The 18,172-nt window shown below is 26.1% G+C and carries 18 protein-coding genes; 7 read left to right on the plus strand and 11 right to left on the minus strand.

Translation table 11 applies throughout. The features are described from left to right. The first annotated feature begins 7 nt into the window (after positions 1 to 7). The 5 genes from HF862_RS02165 (at position 8) to HF862_RS02185 (ending at position 6,564) form a co-directional block, all read left to right on the plus strand. The gene (locus tag HF862_RS02165; RefSeq protein ID WP_170186292.1) at positions 8 to 1,459 is read left to right on the plus strand and encodes a TrkH family potassium uptake protein; all 1,452 of its coding nucleotides are present in this window, start codon (positions 8 to 10) and stop codon (positions 1,457 to 1,459) included. Positions 1,460 to 1,656: 197 nt separating this feature from the next. Continuing rightward, a complete protein-coding gene (locus HF862_RS02170; RefSeq protein ID WP_170186293.1) occupies positions 1,657 to 3,054 on the plus strand; it encodes an MATE family efflux transporter in 1,398 nt (465 codons plus the stop codon). Positions 3,055 to 3,189: 135 nt separating this feature from the next. After that, the gene (gene thrC / locus HF862_RS02175) at positions 3,190 to 4,680 is read left to right on the plus strand and encodes a threonine synthase (RefSeq protein ID WP_170186294.1); all 1,491 of its coding nucleotides are present in this window, start codon (positions 3,190 to 3,192) and stop codon (positions 4,678 to 4,680) included. Further along, positions 4,668 to 5,549, plus strand: coding sequence for a homoserine kinase (gene thrB / locus HF862_RS02180; protein WP_170186295.1), 882 nt, complete (start codon positions 4,668 to 4,670; stop codon positions 5,547 to 5,549). Before thrC ends, thrB begins: the two co-directional genes overlap by 13 nt. Before the next feature lie 73 nt (positions 5,550 to 5,622). After that, positions 5,623 to 6,564: a sugar-binding transcriptional regulator gene (locus HF862_RS02185; protein ID WP_170186296.1), complete on the plus strand. Its 942-nt coding sequence runs from the start codon at positions 5,623 to 5,625 to the stop codon at positions 6,562 to 6,564. Positions 6,565 to 6,589: 25 nt separating this feature from the next. Here HF862_RS02185 and lsrF read toward each other — a convergent pair whose 3' ends face one another. The 10 genes from lsrF to HF862_RS02235 all read right to left on the minus strand — a co-directional run bounded on the left by lsrF (position 6,590) and on the right by HF862_RS02235 (position 14,955). Next, positions 6,590 to 7,465, minus strand: coding sequence for a 3-hydroxy-5-phosphonooxypentane-2,4-dione thiolase (gene lsrF / locus HF862_RS02190; protein WP_170186297.1), 876 nt, complete (start codon positions 7,463 to 7,465; stop codon positions 6,590 to 6,592). 35 nt (positions 7,466 to 7,500) lie between these two features. After that, entirely contained in the window at positions 7,501 to 7,824 is a 324-nt protein-coding gene (locus HF862_RS02195) for a hypothetical protein (RefSeq protein WP_170186298.1), read from the minus strand. A 40-nt stretch (positions 7,825 to 7,864) separates the two neighbouring features. After that, positions 7,865 to 8,863 (minus strand): dihydroxyacetone kinase subunit DhaK, encoded by a 999-nt coding sequence (locus tag HF862_RS02200; protein WP_170186299.1) that lies wholly within the window; start codon positions 8,861 to 8,863, stop codon positions 7,865 to 7,867. 34 nt (positions 8,864 to 8,897) lie between these two features. Further along, entirely contained in the window at positions 8,898 to 9,524 is a 627-nt protein-coding gene (locus HF862_RS02205; protein ID WP_170186300.1) for a dihydroxyacetone kinase subunit L, read from the minus strand. Between the two features lie 242 nt (positions 9,525 to 9,766). After that, positions 9,767 to 10,615 (minus strand): alpha/beta fold hydrolase, encoded by an 849-nt coding sequence (locus HF862_RS02210; protein WP_170186301.1) that lies wholly within the window; start codon positions 10,613 to 10,615, stop codon positions 9,767 to 9,769. 27 nt (positions 10,616 to 10,642) lie between these two features. Then, positions 10,643 to 11,233 carry a DNA-3-methyladenine glycosylase gene (locus HF862_RS02215; RefSeq protein WP_170186302.1) on the minus strand — a complete coding sequence of 197 codons (591 nt, stop codon included), beginning with the start codon at positions 11,231 to 11,233 and terminating at the stop codon, positions 10,643 to 10,645. A gap of 66 nt (positions 11,234 to 11,299) precedes the next feature. Beyond that, positions 11,300 to 11,503 (minus strand): cold-shock protein, encoded by a 204-nt coding sequence (locus HF862_RS02220; RefSeq protein ID WP_027127888.1) that lies wholly within the window; start codon positions 11,501 to 11,503, stop codon positions 11,300 to 11,302. Positions 11,504 to 11,657: 154 nt separating this feature from the next. After that, positions 11,658 to 14,153: an AMP-binding protein gene (locus HF862_RS02225; protein WP_206038981.1), complete on the minus strand. Its 2,496-nt coding sequence runs from the start codon at positions 14,151 to 14,153 to the stop codon at positions 11,658 to 11,660. Positions 14,154 to 14,166: 13 nt separating this feature from the next. Then, positions 14,167 to 14,313, minus strand: coding sequence for a hypothetical protein (locus HF862_RS02230; RefSeq protein ID WP_169733514.1), 147 nt, complete (start codon positions 14,311 to 14,313; stop codon positions 14,167 to 14,169). A 12-nt stretch (positions 14,314 to 14,325) separates the two neighbouring features. Next, positions 14,326 to 14,955 carry a hemolysin III family protein gene (locus tag HF862_RS02235; RefSeq protein WP_170186303.1) on the minus strand — a complete coding sequence of 210 codons (630 nt, stop codon included), beginning with the start codon at positions 14,953 to 14,955 and terminating at the stop codon, positions 14,326 to 14,328. Positions 14,956 to 15,102: 147 nt separating this feature from the next. Here HF862_RS02235 and HF862_RS02240 point away from each other — a divergent pair, with 147 nt between their 5' ends. After that, complete coding sequence (locus HF862_RS02240; protein WP_170186304.1) at positions 15,103 to 15,672, plus strand: nitroreductase family protein; 570 nt, start codon at positions 15,103 to 15,105, stop codon at positions 15,670 to 15,672. A 346-nt stretch (positions 15,673 to 16,018) separates the two neighbouring features. On the opposite strand, the gene HF862_RS02245 is transcribed toward HF862_RS02240, so the two are convergent. Further along, positions 16,019 to 16,498 (minus strand): GNAT family N-acetyltransferase, encoded by a 480-nt coding sequence (locus HF862_RS02245; protein WP_170186305.1) that lies wholly within the window; start codon positions 16,496 to 16,498, stop codon positions 16,019 to 16,021. Positions 16,499 to 16,711: 213 nt separating this feature from the next. On the opposite strand from HF862_RS02245, the gene HF862_RS02250 reads away from it, so the two are divergent. After that, positions 16,712 to 18,094 carry a TldD/PmbA family protein gene (locus tag HF862_RS02250; protein WP_170186306.1) on the plus strand — a complete coding sequence of 461 codons (1,383 nt, stop codon included), beginning with the start codon at positions 16,712 to 16,714 and terminating at the stop codon, positions 18,092 to 18,094. The last annotated feature ends 78 nt before the right edge of the window (positions 18,095 to 18,172 follow it).

Raw genomic sequence — 18,172 nt, forward strand, 5'->3', positions numbered from 1 at the left:
AAATATTATGAATATTAAAATGATAAAATATATAATTGGGACTATTTTAAAACTAGAAGCTAGTTTTATGTTAATACCTTTATTTTTAAGTTTTTTTTATAAAGAAAGTAATTTGGTTAAATTTTCTCATGGTATTACCATTTTTTTATCTTTTATAATTGGATTTTTTCTTTCTAAAAAGACTCCAGAAAATACCAAAATTTTTGCAAAAGAAGGACTTCTTATAGTTTCTTTCTCGTGGATTACTCTTTCTTTATTTGCAGCTTTACCATTTTTTATAAGTAGACAAATTCCTTCATATATTGATGCTTTTTTTGAAGTTGTAAGTGGATTCACAACTACAGGAGCTAGTATTTTAACTAATGTAGAAGCTTTGGATAAATCTTTGTTATTTTGGAGAAGTTTCACGCATCTTGTAGGTGGAATGGGAGTTTTGGTTTTAGCTTTAGCAATATTACCTAAAAATAGTAATCAATCTTTACACATAATGAAAGCTGAGGTTCCTGGTCCAACTTTTGGAAAATTAGTAGCAAAAATGTCTTATAATTCAAGAATTTTATATATGATTTATATTTTTATAACTTTATTAATAATTTTCTTTCTTTTTATAGGAGGAATGCCTTTATTTGATTCTGTAGTTCATGCTTTTGGTACTGTTGGAACTGGAGGATTTGGTATAAAAAATACAAGTGTTGCTTATTATAATAATCCTTATATAGAATATGTCTTAGGAATTGGAATGCTTTTATGTGGCATGAATTTCAATCTTTTTTATGCTTTAATTTTAAAAAATTTTAAACAAGTTATGAAAAATGAAGAATTACGTTTTTACTTAGGTATAGTTTCTATATCTATTATTTTAATTTGTATAAATATTTCATCTTCTTATAGTAGTTTTTCTAAATTATTTAGAGATGTTTTCTTCACTGTATCATCAATTATAACTACTACTGGTTTTGCAACTGCTGATTTTGATAAATGGCCAGTTTTCTCAAAAACTATCTTACTTCTATTGATGTTTATAGGAGGATGTGCTGGCTCTACAGCTGGTGGTTTAAAAGTTTCTCGGATAGTAGTTCTTTTTAAAACATGTGTTAATGAATTAAAGAAAATTAGTACTCCTAATAGAATTTTAAGTATAAAAATAGATGGTAAACCTATATCTAAAGATTTATTCAATAGTATAAGCACTTATTTAATTTTATATATTTTTATTTTCTTTTTAATTCTTCTATCTGTTTCATTTGAAACAAAAACTTTTACAGAAGCATTTAGTGCTGTTGCTGCTACTTTTAATAATATTGGACCTGGTCTTGAAGCAGTTGGGCCAACTGGAAACTTTTCCCATTTTTCAGATTTTAATAAAATTGTTTTATCTTTAAGTATGTTATTAGGTAGATTAGAGATTTTCCCTATACTTATATTATTTTCTCCATCTCTTTATAAAAAATTTAAATAATTAAATTTATTTTCTTTTTTATTCCTTTTTTTAAATAAAAAATTCTTTTTTTATAGCTATTGCTTTTTTAGTTTTTTTGTGGTTTAATGGTATTATAAAATAATAAATATACATTTTTTGAAAAGTCTCAAGTTTTTTCTTGAGGCTTTTCACTCTCTTTAATAAAATTTTATTAAAGAAGAAACTAAGGAGGGCCTATGAATAAAGACCAACGTTCTCAATTTAGAGATGCAAAACTTTTACCTTTGCTTATTAAATTTTCTGTTCCTAGTACCATTGTTGCCTTATCCTCTATCTTATTAAATACAACAGATAGATATTTTATTGGTCAAGCAATGGGAAGAGTTGGAATTGGTTCTATTGCAACAATTTATCCTTTAATTGTTTTAGGTGATGCTCTGGGAATGTTTTTTAATGCTGGTGGTTCCTCTTTAGTAAGTATTCAACTGGGACAAGATAATCTTGAAGGTGCTAGAAAAACTTTAGGAGCTTGTATTTTTACTGTTGGAGTTGTTGGAATAATTTATACTATTTTAGGTTTTTCTTTTTTAGACCCATTAGTTAGATTTTTAGGAGCAACAGATTCTAATATTCGATATGTAAAAGACTATTGTTTATTCTTTCTTCCTTCTGTTACTTTCCAAATGGCATTTTGGTCTTTTTGTGCCTTTGTTAGAAGTGAAGGAAATCCTATTATGTCAATGATGATAAATTTTGCTTCTATAATTGTTAATGTTATACTAGATTATCTATTTGTTATGGTATTTAGTTGGGAAATGAAAGGAGCTGCTTTAGCTACATCTTTTGCTAACTTTGTTCCAGCAATGTTACTTTTACATCATTTTTATAAAAGTGATATATTAACACTAAAAAATAAATATATTTCTTGGGATTTTTCTATTGTTAAAAGAATGTTTTCTACAGGTTTCTCATCATTCTCTAACGAATTTTTATATGGAGCCTATATACTTGTGTTAAATGTTCAACTACTTAAATATGGTGGAGAAATTGCTCTTATCAGTTTAGGTATAATGACTATTCTTAGAAGCTTTATTAATACAAGTTATAGTGGTTTAAATCAAGGAAGGCAACCTATTATTTCTTTTAATTGGGGAGCAAAAAATTTTAAAAGAGTTAAAGATACTTTTATATTATCTCTTATAATTTCTGGAATTTCTTCTATCTTTCTAGTTGGTATTGTGGTACTTCTATCTGATAAAATAGTTCAAATATTTATAAAAAATGATTTAGAAGTTGTTGAATATACATCACAAGCTATAAGATATCATTTAATGTATATGACTGGAACTGCTATTTATCTATGCTGTGCTGGATATTTCCAAGCAATTAGAAAAGGATTTATTACAACAAGACTTATATTTTTAAGACTTGTCATCTTATCTATTCCACTTGCTTATATCCTTCCCTTAAAATTTGGAGCAATAGGGGTATTAGTAAGTTTCCCAATAGCAGATTGTACTACAGCTATAGTTGCTGGATATTTAATGTGGAAAGAAGTTAAGTTATTAGATAGAAAGTATATGCGTCATGAAATGATTAAAAGATATTTAAAATTAAATAGACCTATAGTATAATTTATTTAAGCTGTTATAATTATTAATAAATAATTTATAACAGCTTTTTTATATATAAAATTTTTATAATAAAAACACTTGTATTTATTTTAAAAACATAGTATCATATATACAAATTAAAAATCGGAGGTTTTTATGAATTGTATAAGCACTAGAAATAAAAATATATCTATCTCTCCTTCTCTTGGGATTTTAAAAGGCATTTCTAAAGATGGAGGATTATTTATTTTTGAAAATATAGAAAATTTGAAATTATCTTTAGAAGAAATTGAGAATTTAAAAGATTTATCATATAAAGATATTGCTTTTCAAATTTTAAAAAGATTATTATATGATTTTCCTGAAACATCTTTAAAAAATTCTATAAATTTAGCTTATAATAAATTTTCTACTGAGGAGGTTACACCTTTAGTTAAAGTTAATCAAGATTATATTCTAGAGCTTTTTCATGGTCCAACAAGTGCTTTTAAAGATGTTGCTCTTTCTCTACTTCCTCATCTTACTGTGGAAGCTATGAAAATAAATAAAATTGACAAAAAACTTTTAATTCTTACTGCAACTTCTGGAGATACAGGAAAAGCTGCTCTTGAAGGATTTAAAAATATAGAAAATATAAAAATTGCTGTATTTTTCCCAAATGATGGAACTAGTACTGTACAAAAAAAACAAATGACAACTCAAGAGGGAAATAATACATATGTTTATGGAATAAATGGAAATTTTGATGATGCTCAATCTGGTATAAAAAATATATTTACAGATAAAAATATAGAAAATTATCTTAAAAATAAAAATTATTCATTCTCTTCTGCAAACTCAATTAATATAGGAAGACTTGTTCCACAAATTATTTACTATTTTTATTCTTATATTAATTTGCTTAAAAAGAATGAAATTTCTATTGGAGAAAAAGTTAATTTTATAGTTCCAAGTGGTAATTTTGGAGATATTCTTGCTGGATATTATGCTAAACTTCTTGGATTACCTATAAATAAATTAGTTTGTGCTTCTAATAGTAATAAAGTATTAACTGATTTTTATAACACAGGAGTTTATAATAAAAATAGGGAATTTTTTAAAACTCTTTCTCCATCTATGGATATTTTAATTTCAAGTAATTTAGAGCGTCTATTATTTCATTTAAGTAATAATGATGATAAATATATAGAAAAAATTATGAAAGATTTAAAAGAAAATGGTCAATATGAAATTTCAGATTCAATGTTAAAAAAATTACAAGAAAATTTCTATTTTGATTATACTGGTGAAGAAGAAACTAAAAAAACTATAAAAAAAGTTTTTAATAATTATAATTATCTTTTAGATACTCACACAGCTGTTGGATATTCTGTTATGGAAAAATTTAAAAAATTAGATAAATTTAATTGTAAAAATATTTTACTATCTACAGCTAGTCCATTTAAATTTTCAAAATCTGTATATGAAAGTATTTTTGAAGAAATCTCTTTAAATGAATTTGAAATTATGAAAAAGTTGAGCAAAAAAACAAAATTTCCTATTCCTGAAAATCTAAAAGATTTAGAAAGTAAAAAAGAATTACATAAAAATATAATAGAGAAAAATAATATAGATAAAACTATAGAGGTGATGCTATGTTCAGAGTAAGAGTTCCAGCTACTACTGCCAATTTAGGACCAGGTTTTGATTCAGTAGGTTTAGCTTTTAAATTATATTCATATTTTACTTTTAAAAATTCTGACAAACCTTTAGTAATAACAGGTTGTGATAAAAAATATCAAAATGAAGATAATTTAGTTTATTACTCTTTTAAAAAGACTTTTGAATATCTAAATCTTCCTCTTATGAATGTAGAAATAAATATTGAAAGTTCTGTTCCTGTGTGTAGAGGACTTGGAAGTAGTGCTACTTGCATTGTTGGAGGAGTTATAGGAGCAAGTATCCTATCAGGAAAAAATCTTCCTATGGAAGAAATTTTTAAAATCTGCAATAGTATTGAAGGGCATCCTGATAATATAGCTCCAGCTCTTTTTGGTGGTCTTACAGTTTCTTTAGTTGAAAATAATATCCCTTACACAGTAAAATATAATATAAGTGATAAACTTAATTTTTATGTCTTCATTCCTGATTTTGAACTTTCAACAGAAAAAGCAAGAAATGTTTTACCAAAAGAAATTTCTTTTAAAGATGGTGTCTATAATATTTCTAGAACAGGAGTTTTATTAAAATCCTTGGAATTAGGTGATGAAAATCTTATAAAAATTTCTCTTTTTGATAAACTTCATCAACAATATAGATTTCCATTAATTGATGAAAGTTCCGAAATAATAAAAATTTGTAATTCTAATAATGTTTTGGGAGTTGTTATAAGTGGAGCTGGTCCAACTCTTTTAGGAATCACTAAAAATAATAATTTAATTGATGAAATTTCTTCACAAATAAAACTTCTAAAAAATAAATGGGAGATAAAAAAATTAGATATAGATATTTCAGGAACTATCATTGAAAATCTATAATTTTTTCTTTTCTTATTTTGTTAAATATTATATAATGTGTATAGTTAAAAATTTTTTAAATTAGGAGTTTTTTATGATCAATGATGATGAAAAAATACATAGACTAATTGAGGTAGCTAAAAAATATTATCTTGATAATATGACACAAAATGAAATTGCTAAAGATTTTTCTATCTCTAGACCTCTAGTTAGTAAACTATTAAGTGATGCTATTAAAATGGGAATTGTTACAATTAATATAAATTATCCTCATTCATATAGTAATGATTTAGCTGAAGAATTGAAAAGATTATTTAATATTGATGATGTCTATATAATTTCTCAAACTCCCACTGTTAATACTGACAATTATATAGCTGAAAAAGCTATTGAATACATTACAAAAGAGTTAGAGGATGTTAAATTTTTAGGTATTGGTTGGGGAAATATTATTAGCGAAATTACTGATAATTTAGAAAAAAAAGAAAAAAATATTAAAAATTTAAAAGGAAAAGTTGTTCCTCTTATTGGAAATACTAATATTCCTTTTAAAGGATATCACCCAAATGAATTGGTTCGTATTATTGGAGAAAAAACAGGTCTTACACCAAGTTATCTTTTCTCTCCAGCTTTTTTAACTTCTTATCAAGAAAAAGAAATTTTCTTATCTGTTGAAAACTACAAAGAAATTTCTTCAGTTTGGGATAAATTAGATTTAGCTATTGTAGGCATTAACAGTCATCCGTCTGTTCCAGATTTAGCTACAGCTTTAAGATTTGGTGATGCTCTTTCTAAAAAAAGAGCTGTTGGAAAAATCCTATCTTATTATTTTGATAAAAAAGGAAAAGTTATTCAAGGAGAAAATGATTTTTCTGTAGAAATTCCTTTACATTTATTAAAAAAGACAAAAAAAGTTATAGGAATTGCTTCATCTAAAGTTAATAAAAATGCAATTATTGGGGCTTTAAATTCAAGAATTATAACTCATCTTATTATTACAAGTGATGTTGCAAAAGAAATATTAAATGAAAAATAGAGTGGAAAATTTCCACTCTATTTCTTTATTTATTTTCTTCATAAAATTTATAAGCTTCTTCTACTGTATATCCTTCATGAACTATTTTTCTTATTGCTTGAGCCATAGCTTTTGGAGATTCAGCTTGGAATATATTTCTTCCCATATCAACTCCAACTGCTCCTTTACTTATTGCATTGTAAGCCAATTCTAAAGCCTCTTTTTCAGGAACTTTCTTTCCTCCAGCTACAACTATTGGAACAGGACAAGCTGCTACTACTTCTTCAAAGTCCTCACAATAATATGTTTTTATAATATGAGCTCCTAATTCAGCTAACATTCTAGTAGCTAACTTAAAGAATTTTGGAGTTCTTTCCATATCTTTCCCAACTGCTACTACACCTAACACAGGGATTCCATATTTATTTCCCATATCAACTGTTCTCACTAGATTCTCAAGAGAAGTTTTTTCTCCTGGAGCTCCTATAAAAGTTTGTACAGCCAAACAAGTGGCATCTAATCTTATAGCATCTTCTATATCTACTCCTATTACTTCATGACTCATATCATCATCTAATACAGAGCTTCCAGCACTAGCTCTTAGAGCTATTCCTTTTTTACAAGTAGGTGGAATACAAGTTCTTATTGCTCCACGAGTTCCCATTAACACATCAACATCTTCCATTAATGGTGGAATAGCTAAATCTAATCTTTCAAGTCCTGCTGTTGAACCCATAATATATCCATGGTCAAAGGCAAGCATAACTGTTTTTCCTGTTTTTGGATTAAAAATTCTTGAGAATCTTGCTTTCATTCCCCAATCCATATTTTGCATTCCTTTTACAAAAAAACTTCCTTGATTTGCAAAAGGAGTATCCACTTCATAATCTTTTGCAATTTTATTTCCAAATTTATCTGCCATATTTCTTATGTGATAAAATCACATCCTCCTATTTTTTAATTTTTATCTTCATATAATTCTATTATTGTATCATCCCAAATTATAAAAGCTATTCTTACATTTGGAGCTATTTCAGCTGGTCCAAATATTACTTGTTGAGCTTTTGCCATATATGGTTCAGCATCATCAACTTTATAAGCTACATGAGGATTTTTATGCATTATTTCAGGGAAAGGAGTTCCTGCTTCAAATTTTAAATACTCTATTTTAAAATCATAATCATCTGGATTGCTCATCCAAATTTTCATATCTTCATTATAAGTCATTCCTTCTTTTAAATTTGTAATTGGTATTCCTATATGCATGAATTCAGCTGCCATAATTACCTCCTAAAATTTTTAATTAATATTTTTTATAAAATTATTTTTTAAAATATGGTGTATTACATGGAGCATTCCAATATTCTAACATCTCATCATCCATTCTAGCAAACATCATTTGGAATCCAGCTTGTTCTTGAACTGTTAATATTTCTCCTACAACATTAGCTACAACTTCAATTCCTTTTTCAGCTAAATAATTATGAACTTTTCTAAATACTATTAGTTGTTCCATAAGAGTTGTTGCTCCACTTCCATTTATAACAACTAATACTTTTTCTCCAGAAACTAAGCTTAAATCTTTTATTAAAGCATCAGACATTATTTGAGCTGTTTCATCAGCTGTTTTAAGAGGCATTCTTCCTCCTCCACCTTCTCCATGTTGTCCCATTCCAATTTCCATATCATCTTCACCTAAAACAGCTATAGGTTCTCCAGTTGTTGGATGAGTAGCTCCTCTTGTAGCAACAGCTATTGTTGCCATATTATCAGCGAATTTTTGGGCTATTTCAGCTACTTCTTCTAGAGATTTTCCAGAAGCAGCTGCTGCTCCAGCTATTTTATATAAAGGTACACAACCTACAAGTCCTCTTCTATCATCTCCATTTTCTCTTGGAGCATTAGAAATATCTTCTTGAGTAACAATTTTGGCTACTTTTATTCCTTCTTTTTTTAGAGCTTTCATTGTAAGATTTCCTGTAAGCATATCTCCAGCATGATTAAGAACTACAAATAAAACTCCTTTTCCTTTATCAGCCATTTTTATAGCTTTTATACAAGGTTGTGGTCCTGGAGCTGCAAATATATCTCCTGGTACTGATATATCTAACATTCCTTCTCCTACAAACCCACTAAGAGCTGGTTCATGTCCTGTTCCTCCTAATGTAACTATTGTTACACGGTCAGCATCTTTTAATTTTTTATTTACTATTAATTCACTATCAACATATTCTATTATATCCTTATTTGATAGTACTAATCCTTCTAAAAGTTCTTTTGTTAAATTGCTTGGGTCATTAATAAATTTTTTCATTTTCATAAAAATATCGCCTCCTAATTTTTTATAAATAAATTTATTTTATTCCATTTGCTAACCCTCTAAATAAACATGCCAATGATGTAGCTCCAGCATCTTTATATCCTAGAGTTTTTTCTTTATAACTTTTTGCTCTTCCAAATTTTGAAATATATTTTTTTGTATCCTCAGCCCCTTGTTCAGCTGCTTTGGCTATTTCTTCAAAAAATTCTTTAAAATTTGTAGCTTTTGAATTCTCAGCTGTTTCTACAGCTGGAATTAAAGTATCCATCATAGTTTTTTCCCCAACTTTAGCTGTTGTTATATCTTGCATTTCACTTAAAGAACTTTTTAACATCTTTTTAAAATCATCTATTGTTAATTCTTCTTCATCATCTAAATCAACAACTAAACCTGATATTAAAGTTCCCCATAAAGGTCCAGCTGAGCCACCATTTACTCCCATTATACCAGTTCCTAAATCATCTATAAAATCTTTTATAGATTCATTATCTGACCATACTTCTATTTTCTCCTCCATTAATTTTGCTATTTTACCAATAGTTATTCCATGGTCTCCATCTCCAAATTGTGAATCTATTTTAGAAAATTCTTCACAATTTTCTTTTAAAAGTGAAGCTGCTGCTAAAAACATCTTTTTTAACTCTTTTTTTGTAATAGACATACTAACACCTCTTCTTTTACATTTGTTAATAATTATTACCATATTTTTTAGCAAATGTCAATAGTTTTTTTATATTTATTATAAGATTTCCATATTTTATGTATTATATTTTTTCATTTACTATAAAAAAAATGCTGTTACAAATCTTTTATTATAAAATAAAATTTATTTTCATAAAAATATTTTTAATTATGAAAATTTTATTTATTATTAATAATTTTATAAAATGTAACAGCTCTTTTTTAATTTTTTTCAAACCAACTTTTTATATCATCAAATACTTCTTCTCTATTTATTTCGTTATGTAGCTCATGCCTAGCATCTTTATATAACTTACAACTTATATTCTTAAAATTTAATTTTTTATAAAATCTCTCTAACTGTCTGACACCTCTTCCGTATAATCCCACAGAATCCATAGAGCCTGATATAATTAAAATTGGTAAATCTTTATTTAATATTTGAAATTCATTTTTATTATATAATTTATTTAAAAAAATAAAAAATTCTTTATAAAAACTACTACTATAAGTAAAACCACAATTTTTATCTTCTGAATATTTTTTTACTTCCTCTATATCTCTTGAAAGCCACGAATTTTCATTATAATAATTATTTGATTTTATTTTTTTATTAGAGTTTAAAAAAATTAGTTTTCTTATTATAGAGGCTCTTTTATTTTTATAAATTTTATCCAAAAGATTACTAAGAATTTTTCCTAAATTCCATAATATTTTTTGTTCATAACAAGAACCACAAACAATATATCCTGCAACCTCTTCACTAAATTTTTTCATATGCTCTTGAGCTATAAAAGAACCCATACTATGACCAAATATATATATTTTTTTATCAGGATATTTTTCTCTTAATTTCTCCGTAAAATTAATTTGGTCTTCTATCATCTTATTAAAATCATTTTGAAATATTCCTATCTTTTCATCACTTTCTTTTTTATTTCCATGATGAATATGCTCTTCCATTTCTACTATCCATTCTCTCTCTTCAAAATATTTAAAAAAATGACTATATCTTCCCTTATGTTCACTCATTCCATGAATAATTTGAATTACACCTTTTTTATTATCCATTTTTTCCTCCAACTCTATTTGTTAGATTTATTTTTTTGAAACAAAATTATTATCTTTTATATAAAATCTCCAAGGTTTTAACCTATCTTCTTCCGCATAATCAATTCCTATTCTTGTTGTTTCAACTATATCTTTAACTTTATATCCATCATCTTCTAACCAAAGATTTTTATCCTCTGTTAAATCTATTCCATTATCTAATTTAGTAATTCTAAGAGCCTTTGTTAATTTTCCTGGCCCATTAGAGATATCTTTTTCTTTTTTTACTTTTCTCTCTTCAAACATTTTTTCTTTATTTATTAAAGGCTCTATTCCTCTTATGAGAACAGCCTCTGGATTTCCTTCATAAGAAGTAATTACATTAAAGCATTGATACATTCCATAAATTAAAAAAACATAGGAATATCCTCCCTCTTTATACATCACTTCTGTTCTTTTTGTTCTTCTATCATTATATGAGTGACATGCTTTATCCCTTATTCCTAAATATGCTTCTACCTCTACTATTCTTCCACTAAAAATTTCTCCATCTTCTCTTTTTTTTACAATAATTTTGCCTAATAACTCTTTAGCAACTGTTATGGTATCCCTTGTGTAAAATTCTCTTTTTAATCTCATTTTTTCTCCAAATCTATATACAAAAAAACCCACTCATAAGAGTGGGCTTTAAAAATCAATTTTAAATTATCCAAGGATTTCTACATTAGCAGCTTGAGGTCCTTTTTGTCCTTCTTTAACATCGAAAGATACTTTTTGTCCCTCTTCTAAAGTTTTGAATCCTTCTTTTTTAATTTCAGAATAATGTACGAATAAATCTTTTCCTTCTTCAGAAGTGATGAATCCGAATCCTTTTTCTGCGTTAAACCATTTTACTGTTCCTTTATTCATTGTGATACCTCCATAAAATACTTTTGCATAGACTTAAAAAGACTAGTTTTGAAACTTCAGTATTTTATATTGATACCCCTATTTCAGAATCTATACTTTACTTAAATCTGTACTGCATGGAACAATTATATATTATTTAAGTACTTTTGTCAAGTTATTTTCTATCTTTATTCTGCCACTCTATTATTAAATTTCTAGATTTTTCAACGATTTTATCTACTGGTAAATCATCTGGATACACTTCTCCTAACACTTCAACCTCTACTTTACCAGGTTTCGGGAAAGTACTTCCATATGGCATTGAAGCATAGGCTCCCTTTATCCCCAAAACAGTTATAGGAATATTTAACTCTTTTGATAATATTGCAAAGAATTTTTTAAAATCTTGAATCTTACCATTTCTTGTTCTTGCTCCTTCTGGAAAAATTACTAAATTTTTCTTAGATTTTAATACTTTAGCTGAAATCTGTAAGCTTTCTTTTAAATTTTGATTTAAATCCATTAAAATTATATTTCCATGATTTGCAAAAAATCTCAATACAGGTTTATCAAAATGTTTTTTTATTGCAAAATAATAAGTATTTTTTATTTGTTCTCCTCTAAATAATTTTTGAACAGCAAAGGCATCTATAAAACTTTCATGATTACAAATAATTATTCTTGTATCATTAGATAATTTCTCTCTACCTTTAATTCTTAATCCTAAATATAAATTTAAAATCGGAGTAAATATAAGTTTTATAAACCATATAGCCCTATGATTTGGCAATTGATAATCTACATCTTCTTTAAATATTTCTCCCCAATTCATTTTTTCTAAGTGGTAAGTATTACTATTTTTTCTAATATATTCACATATTTCTTTTATTACTTTTAAATTAACTGCTTCCTCTTCTTTTATTTTAAATCCAAAAGTTTTTTCAATAAATGAATTCATTTGAATTATATCTAAAGAGTCTAAACCTAAATCAATTTCAATATGTGAATTAGAATGAATATTTTCTCCTTTCTCCTCTTTTATATATTCTAATAAAGTTTTAAATTCTAAAGTATCTTCCTCTGGGTCTTTTTCAATAGTTTCTTCTTTTTCTGAATTACCTTTTTCTAAATTTTCTAAAATATCTTTTAACATAAATCTTCTTAATTTTCCAAGTTTAGTTTTTGGTAATTCATCTTTTACAATTTTAATCTCTAATATTTTTCTATATGCTGGTGCACTAACATTATATGAATCTATTATTTCCCATTTTAAAGTTTCTGTTATATTAACAATATTTCTTTCTTTTATTAAATTAAAATCAGGATATACCATAGCTAATAAGTGGTTATTATATTCTACTACTGCTATCTCTTTTATTAAATCTGTTCCTCTAGCAATTTCATTTTCAATATCCACAGGATTTATGTTTTTACCATTTGATAAAACAATCATCTCTTTTTTTCTACCAATTATACTTATATATCCATCTTCAATTTTTCCTAAATCTCCTGTATGAAACCAACCATCAGAATCTTTTGCTTCCCTTGTAGCTTCTGGTTTATTATAATATTCCTTAAGAACATTTCTTCCTCTGACAACTAATTCTCCATCATCAGCAATTTTTACTTCTACACCAGGAATAACTTTTCCAACTGTTCCTATTTTTACATCATCTTCTCTATTAAAAGCTATAATTGGAGAAGTTTCTGTAAGTCCATATCCTTCTAAAACTTTTATTCCTAAAACTTTAAAATCATCCATTATTCCTGACTCTAATTTTGCTCCACCTGAAACTAAAAATCTTATATGCCCTCCAAGAGTTTCATGGACTTTTTTAAATACAATTCTACTAAAAGTTCTATTATTTACTTTTTTACACAAATTAAATAACATTGTAGCTATCTTACTAGTTTTTATTTTATTCATAAGTCCTTTATGTATCATTTCCCAAAGTCTTGGTACTCCTACTACAATTGTTATTTTATATTTTTGTAAGGCTCCTAAAATAGCAGAAGCTGAAAGTTCATCTATTAAAACTATTAAGGTTCCTATATGAATTGCCATTAATAAGTTTATAGAAAGTGGTAATACATGATGATAAGGTAATAAGGCTAATAATCTATCCTTTGGAGTTCCCATTTTTATCTCTGTTATAGCATCTACATTAGACATTAAATTATCTACTGTAAGTACAACTCCTTTAGGTTTTCCTGTAGTTCCTGAAGTATATAATAAAACCCCTGTCTCATCTAACTCTGGAGAATAGATTACATATTCATCAACTTGAAAATTTTCTGGAACTTTTATTTCATCACTATTTATTATTCTTATATTCTTTCCTGAAAGCTCTACAGCCTTTTGAGCTACTTTTAAATTTTTATTAGATGTTACTATAATTTTAGGGTCTGCATCAGTTAAAATATATTCTAATTCTTCTGAGTCATATCCAGCATCTATATTTATAGGAATTCCTTTACTATTCCAAATACCAAAAAAACTACAAATAAATTCAGGTCTATTTTCCATAAAGTTTACAACTTTATCACCTTTTTCTATTCCTAATAATAATGATATATATTTTGCTTCTTTTATTAAATCTTTATATGTAAATTCCTTATCTTTATAAAATACGGCTTCCTTATTAAAGTCTGTAACAAATTTTATTGCCATATTCTTCTCCTTCCTATAAATTATCTATCATTTCTTCTAATTCTTTTTTATCTTCTGTTGTTAAATCTATTCCACTTTTTAATTTTCTTAAAATTTCAGAATCCTGTCCTGACATACTTCTTTCTAAAATTTTTATTATTAATTTTATATAAAAATTCATATTACCTCCAAATTAAATCTTATCTGCTATATAGTATATTGAAAGATAGTTAAAAAAACTACCAAAAATTACAAAAATATGCCAAATGACATGGCTATATTTTAATTTTTTCATCATATAAAAAATTGTTCCAACTGAATAAACAATCCCACCAATTAATAAACAATTAAATGATACTGCACTTAAAGCTGACTTTATATCTTTAAAAACAAAAACAACCATCCAACCCATTATTAAATATATAATAGTTGATAATAATCTCATTTTTCCTGTAAAATAAATTTTGTAAATAATTCCTAATAAAGTGCATGTCCATTGAGCTATAAAAACTATCCATTTAGTTTTACCGTCTAAAACAGTAAAAATATATGGAGTATATGAAGCTGATATTAAAAAATAAATTCCAATATGATCTAATTTTCTAAAAAATTTTTTTAAATCTTCATTTATTAATATATGATATGTACCAGACATTAAGTATAAAAAGATTAAGGCAATTCCAAATATTATACAACCTAATGTATATCCTATTTCCTTAGTTTCTATTGAATGAAAGATTATAAATATTAAACCAAATAGAGATAAAATAGCTCCAATATAATGAGTGATTGCATTTAAAATTTCTTCTATTGTTCGTTTCATAATTTCCCTCCATTTAATATTTTATCATATTTTTTTATTTTTTATAATTTTATTTATTTTTTTATGTTTTAGACTAAAATAATATATATTTAGACTAAATTTTGTATTAACACAATACAACTTTAAAATACTTAGGAGGTTATTTCAATGGAAAAAGATATTTTTCTAAAAAACAGGTCTTACAGAACTTTTACTGAGAATAAAATTAGCAGAAACGAACTTTTAATGATGATTGAAAATGCTAGATTAGCTGCTAGTGCTAAAAATTCTCAAAATATTAGATATGCTTTAGTTGAAAATGAAAATATGTGTGATAAAATATTCCCTCTTACAAGATGGGCTGGAGCTCTTCCTGATTGGAATCCTTCTTTAGAAGAATCTCCTGTAGCTTATATTGTAATGTGTCTACCTAATGATAAACCTTTAAATATGAATTTAAATTATTTTGATATGGGCCTTGCTGCTCAAAATATTTTACTTACAGCTGTTCATATGGGATATGGTGGTTGTATCCTTGCTTCTTTTGATAAAAAATCTGTTCACAATTTATTAAACATTCCCGAAAATTATAATTGTGAAATCCTCATAGCTTTAGGAAAACCTTTTGAAATTTCTACAGTTGTTGAAGCTACTGATGGAAATACTAACTATTATAGAGATATTGAAAAAAGACATAATTATGTTCCTAAAATTCCTTTAAGTAAATTAATTTTTTAACTAATTTTGTAAAATAAAAATAATATAATTTTATTAAAAAATATTTTTTGTTATAAAAATTTTTGGCTAGTAAAAAATATTTTTTCCTCAAAAAAATGGAAGTTTTAACTTCCTAAAATAATTATTAAATATATAACCTATTAATCTTTAATTAAAAATCACTCTTTTTATATCAAAGATATAATAATAATCTTTATTTTTAAGAGTGATTTTTTTATTTTGCTTTTTAATATCTTATTTTTATTGAAGTTAAAAATTTTATTTTTATCACATATTGATAATATATAATAATTTTGACCTTTTTTATAATAAAACTTCTATTTTTTAAATTTTTATTCTTATATCTTTATTCAGACATCTTTTTTAATGTATCACCTGCTAATCTATATACAGTCCATTGATTCATTGGTTCTGCTCCAAGAGAAAGATAAAAGTCTATACTTGGTTTATTCCAATCTAGACACCACCATTCCAATCTTCCACATCCTCTTTCAATAGCTATCTTTGCTAATTTTTTTAAAAGTAATTTTCCATAACCTTTTCCTCTATATTGAGGGATTATATATAAATCTTCAAGATATATCCCTGCTTTTCCTAAAAAAGTTGAGAAATTATGAAAAAAGAGAGCAAATCCTATTTCTTTATTGTCTACTATCGGAAAAATTACCTCAGCCTTTTTTTCTTCAAATATCCATTTTTTTAATAATTCTTTAGTTGCTACTACTTCATGCTCTAATTTCTCATAACTAGCTAACTCTATAATATATTTCAATATTAATTCCACATCTTTTTCCTCTGCAAAACGAAAAAATATTTTTTCTTCCATAGTTCCCTCCATAATTACTTTGTCTTTTTTTAATTATACAATATTTTTATCTTATTTTTCCAATTTTAATTAAAATAATAATTTAAAATAAATATTTAATATTTTTAACTATATTCTCAATTATAAATAAAATTAAAAATAAGTTGATTTCTTTTATTTTTTAATTTATTTTATGATATAATAAACTATACTTATTTTTACTTTGGAGGTAATATGCTTAGTAAAAGTCTTATTGAAAAAATTTTAAATGAAGCTTTATCTACTGGTGGAGACTTTGCTGAAATTTTTATAGAGAAAAAAAATAATAATAGTTTTTTTATGATTGATGGAAAATTAGAGTCTGCTATTTCTGGAAGAGATTTTGGGATAGGAATCAGAATTTTTAAAGGTTTATTTTCTGTATATGGATTTACAAATGATATGGAAGAAGAAAATCTTTTAAAAACTACTAAAAAAATTGCTCAAGCAATAAAAGGAACTAAAGAAGATATAACTTTAAATCTTATGAAACAAGATATTGAAAATATTAATAAAATTCAAATTTTTCCTGAAACAATTTCTAAAAATGAAAAAATTGATTTAATGAGAATAGCTTGTAATAGTGCTAAAAATTATGATAGTATAATTTCCCAAGTAAGAGTTTCTTATGCTGATGTAAAACAAAATATTTTAATTGCCAATAGTGAAGGACGTTTTGTAATTGACGAAAGAGTTAGAGGAAGAATCTCAATAGAAAGTATAGCTGAAGCAAATGGAGAAATGCAAACAGGGCGTATGAGTCCTGGAGCTTCATCTGGATTTGAATTTTTTAAAAACCTAGATATTGAAAATATTTCTTGTGAATCTTCTAGGATTGCTAAAACAATGTTAAATGCTAGTTATTGTCCTAGTGGAAAAATGCCTGTTATTTTAGATAATGGATTTGGAGGTGTTATTTTCCATGAAGCCTGTGGACATAGTTTAGAAGCTTCTAGTGTATCTAAAGGTAACTCTATTTTTGCCAATAAAATGGGAGAATTAATTGCTAATCCTCTAGTTAGTGCCGTAGATGATGGAACTATTCCTAATGAATGGGGAAGTATTACTATTGATGATGAAGGAACTCCATCTCAAAGAAATTTATTAATTGAAAATGGTATTTTGAAAGGATATATGATAGATAAATTAAATGGTAGAAGAATGAATAAAAATTCTACAGGCAGTGGAAGAAGAGAATCTTACAAATATGCTCCTACATCTCGTATGACAAATACATTTATTCTTCCAGGAAAATCTTCTTTTAATGATATTATTAGAAATACTGAAAAAGGAATCTATGCTAAATATATGGGTGGTGGTTCTGTAAATCCAACTACTGGAGATTTTAACTTTGCTGTTATGGAAGGATATATCATTGAAAATGGAGAAATTAAAGAACCTGTAAGAGGGGCTACTCTTATTGGAAATGGTGGCGAAGTTCTTAAAAAAATTGATATGGTTGGAAATAATTTAAGTTATGGACAAGGTATGTGTGGAGCTTCTTCTGGTAGTATCCCTACAAATGTAGGTCAACCTACTATCAGAATTAGTGAAATTACTGTTGGAGGCAGAAAATAAAAACTTCTAATAATAGATTTAAACTTTAAAAATTTCAATTTTTTGTTCTTTTGTTAATTTAGCCATAAAAAACTACAC

It is taken from the genome of Fusobacterium sp. FSA-380-WT-3A (genome assembly GCF_012843705.1).
Taxonomy (GTDB): domain Bacteria; phylum Fusobacteriota; class Fusobacteriia; order Fusobacteriales; family Fusobacteriaceae; genus Fusobacterium_B.

Coding starts and splice junctions, on each gene's coding strand:
- HF862_RS02165 (WP_170186292.1), top strand. CDS start 8: ATGAATATTAAAATGATAAAATATATAATTGGGACTATTTTAAAACTA.
- HF862_RS02170 (WP_170186293.1), top strand. CDS start 1,657: ATGAATAAAGACCAACGTTCTCAATTTAGAGATGCAAAACTTTTACCT.
- thrC (WP_170186294.1), top strand. CDS start 3,190: ATGAATTGTATAAGCACTAGAAATAAAAATATATCTATCTCTCCTTCT.
- thrB (WP_170186295.1), top strand. CDS start 4,668: ATGTTCAGAGTAAGAGTTCCAGCTACTACTGCCAATTTAGGACCAGGT.
- HF862_RS02185 (WP_170186296.1), top strand. CDS start 5,623: ATGATCAATGATGATGAAAAAATACATAGACTAATTGAGGTAGCTAAA.
- lsrF (WP_170186297.1), bottom strand. CDS start 7,465: ATGGCAGATAAATTTGGAAATAAAATTGCAAAAGATTATGAAGTGGAT.
- HF862_RS02195 (WP_170186298.1), bottom strand. CDS start 7,824: ATGGCAGCTGAATTCATGCATATAGGAATACCAATTACAAATTTAAAA.
- HF862_RS02200 (WP_170186299.1), bottom strand. CDS start 8,863: ATGAAAATGAAAAAATTTATTAATGACCCAAGCAATTTAACAAAAGAA.
- HF862_RS02205 (WP_170186300.1), bottom strand. CDS start 9,524: ATGTCTATTACAAAAAAAGAGTTAAAAAAGATGTTTTTAGCAGCAGCT.
- HF862_RS02210 (WP_170186301.1), bottom strand. CDS start 10,615: ATGGATAATAAAAAAGGTGTAATTCAAATTATTCATGGAATGAGTGAA.
- HF862_RS02215 (WP_170186302.1), bottom strand. CDS start 11,233: ATGAGATTAAAAAGAGAATTTTACACAAGGGATACCATAACAGTTGCT.
- HF862_RS02220 (WP_027127888.1), bottom strand. CDS start 11,503: ATGAATAAAGGAACAGTAAAATGGTTTAACGCAGAAAAAGGATTCGGA.
- HF862_RS02225 (WP_206038981.1), bottom strand. CDS start 14,153: ATGGCAATAAAATTTGTTACAGACTTTAATAAGGAAGCCGTATTTTAT.
- HF862_RS02230 (WP_169733514.1), bottom strand. CDS start 14,313: ATGAATTTTTATATAAAATTAATAATAAAAATTTTAGAAAGAAGTATG.
- HF862_RS02235 (WP_170186303.1), bottom strand. CDS start 14,955: ATGAAACGAACAATAGAAGAAATTTTAAATGCAATCACTCATTATATT.
- HF862_RS02240 (WP_170186304.1), top strand. CDS start 15,103: ATGGAAAAAGATATTTTTCTAAAAAACAGGTCTTACAGAACTTTTACT.
- HF862_RS02245 (WP_170186305.1), bottom strand. CDS start 16,498: ATGGAAGAAAAAATATTTTTTCGTTTTGCAGAGGAAAAAGATGTGGAA.
- HF862_RS02250 (WP_170186306.1), top strand. CDS start 16,712: ATGCTTAGTAAAAGTCTTATTGAAAAAATTTTAAATGAAGCTTTATCT.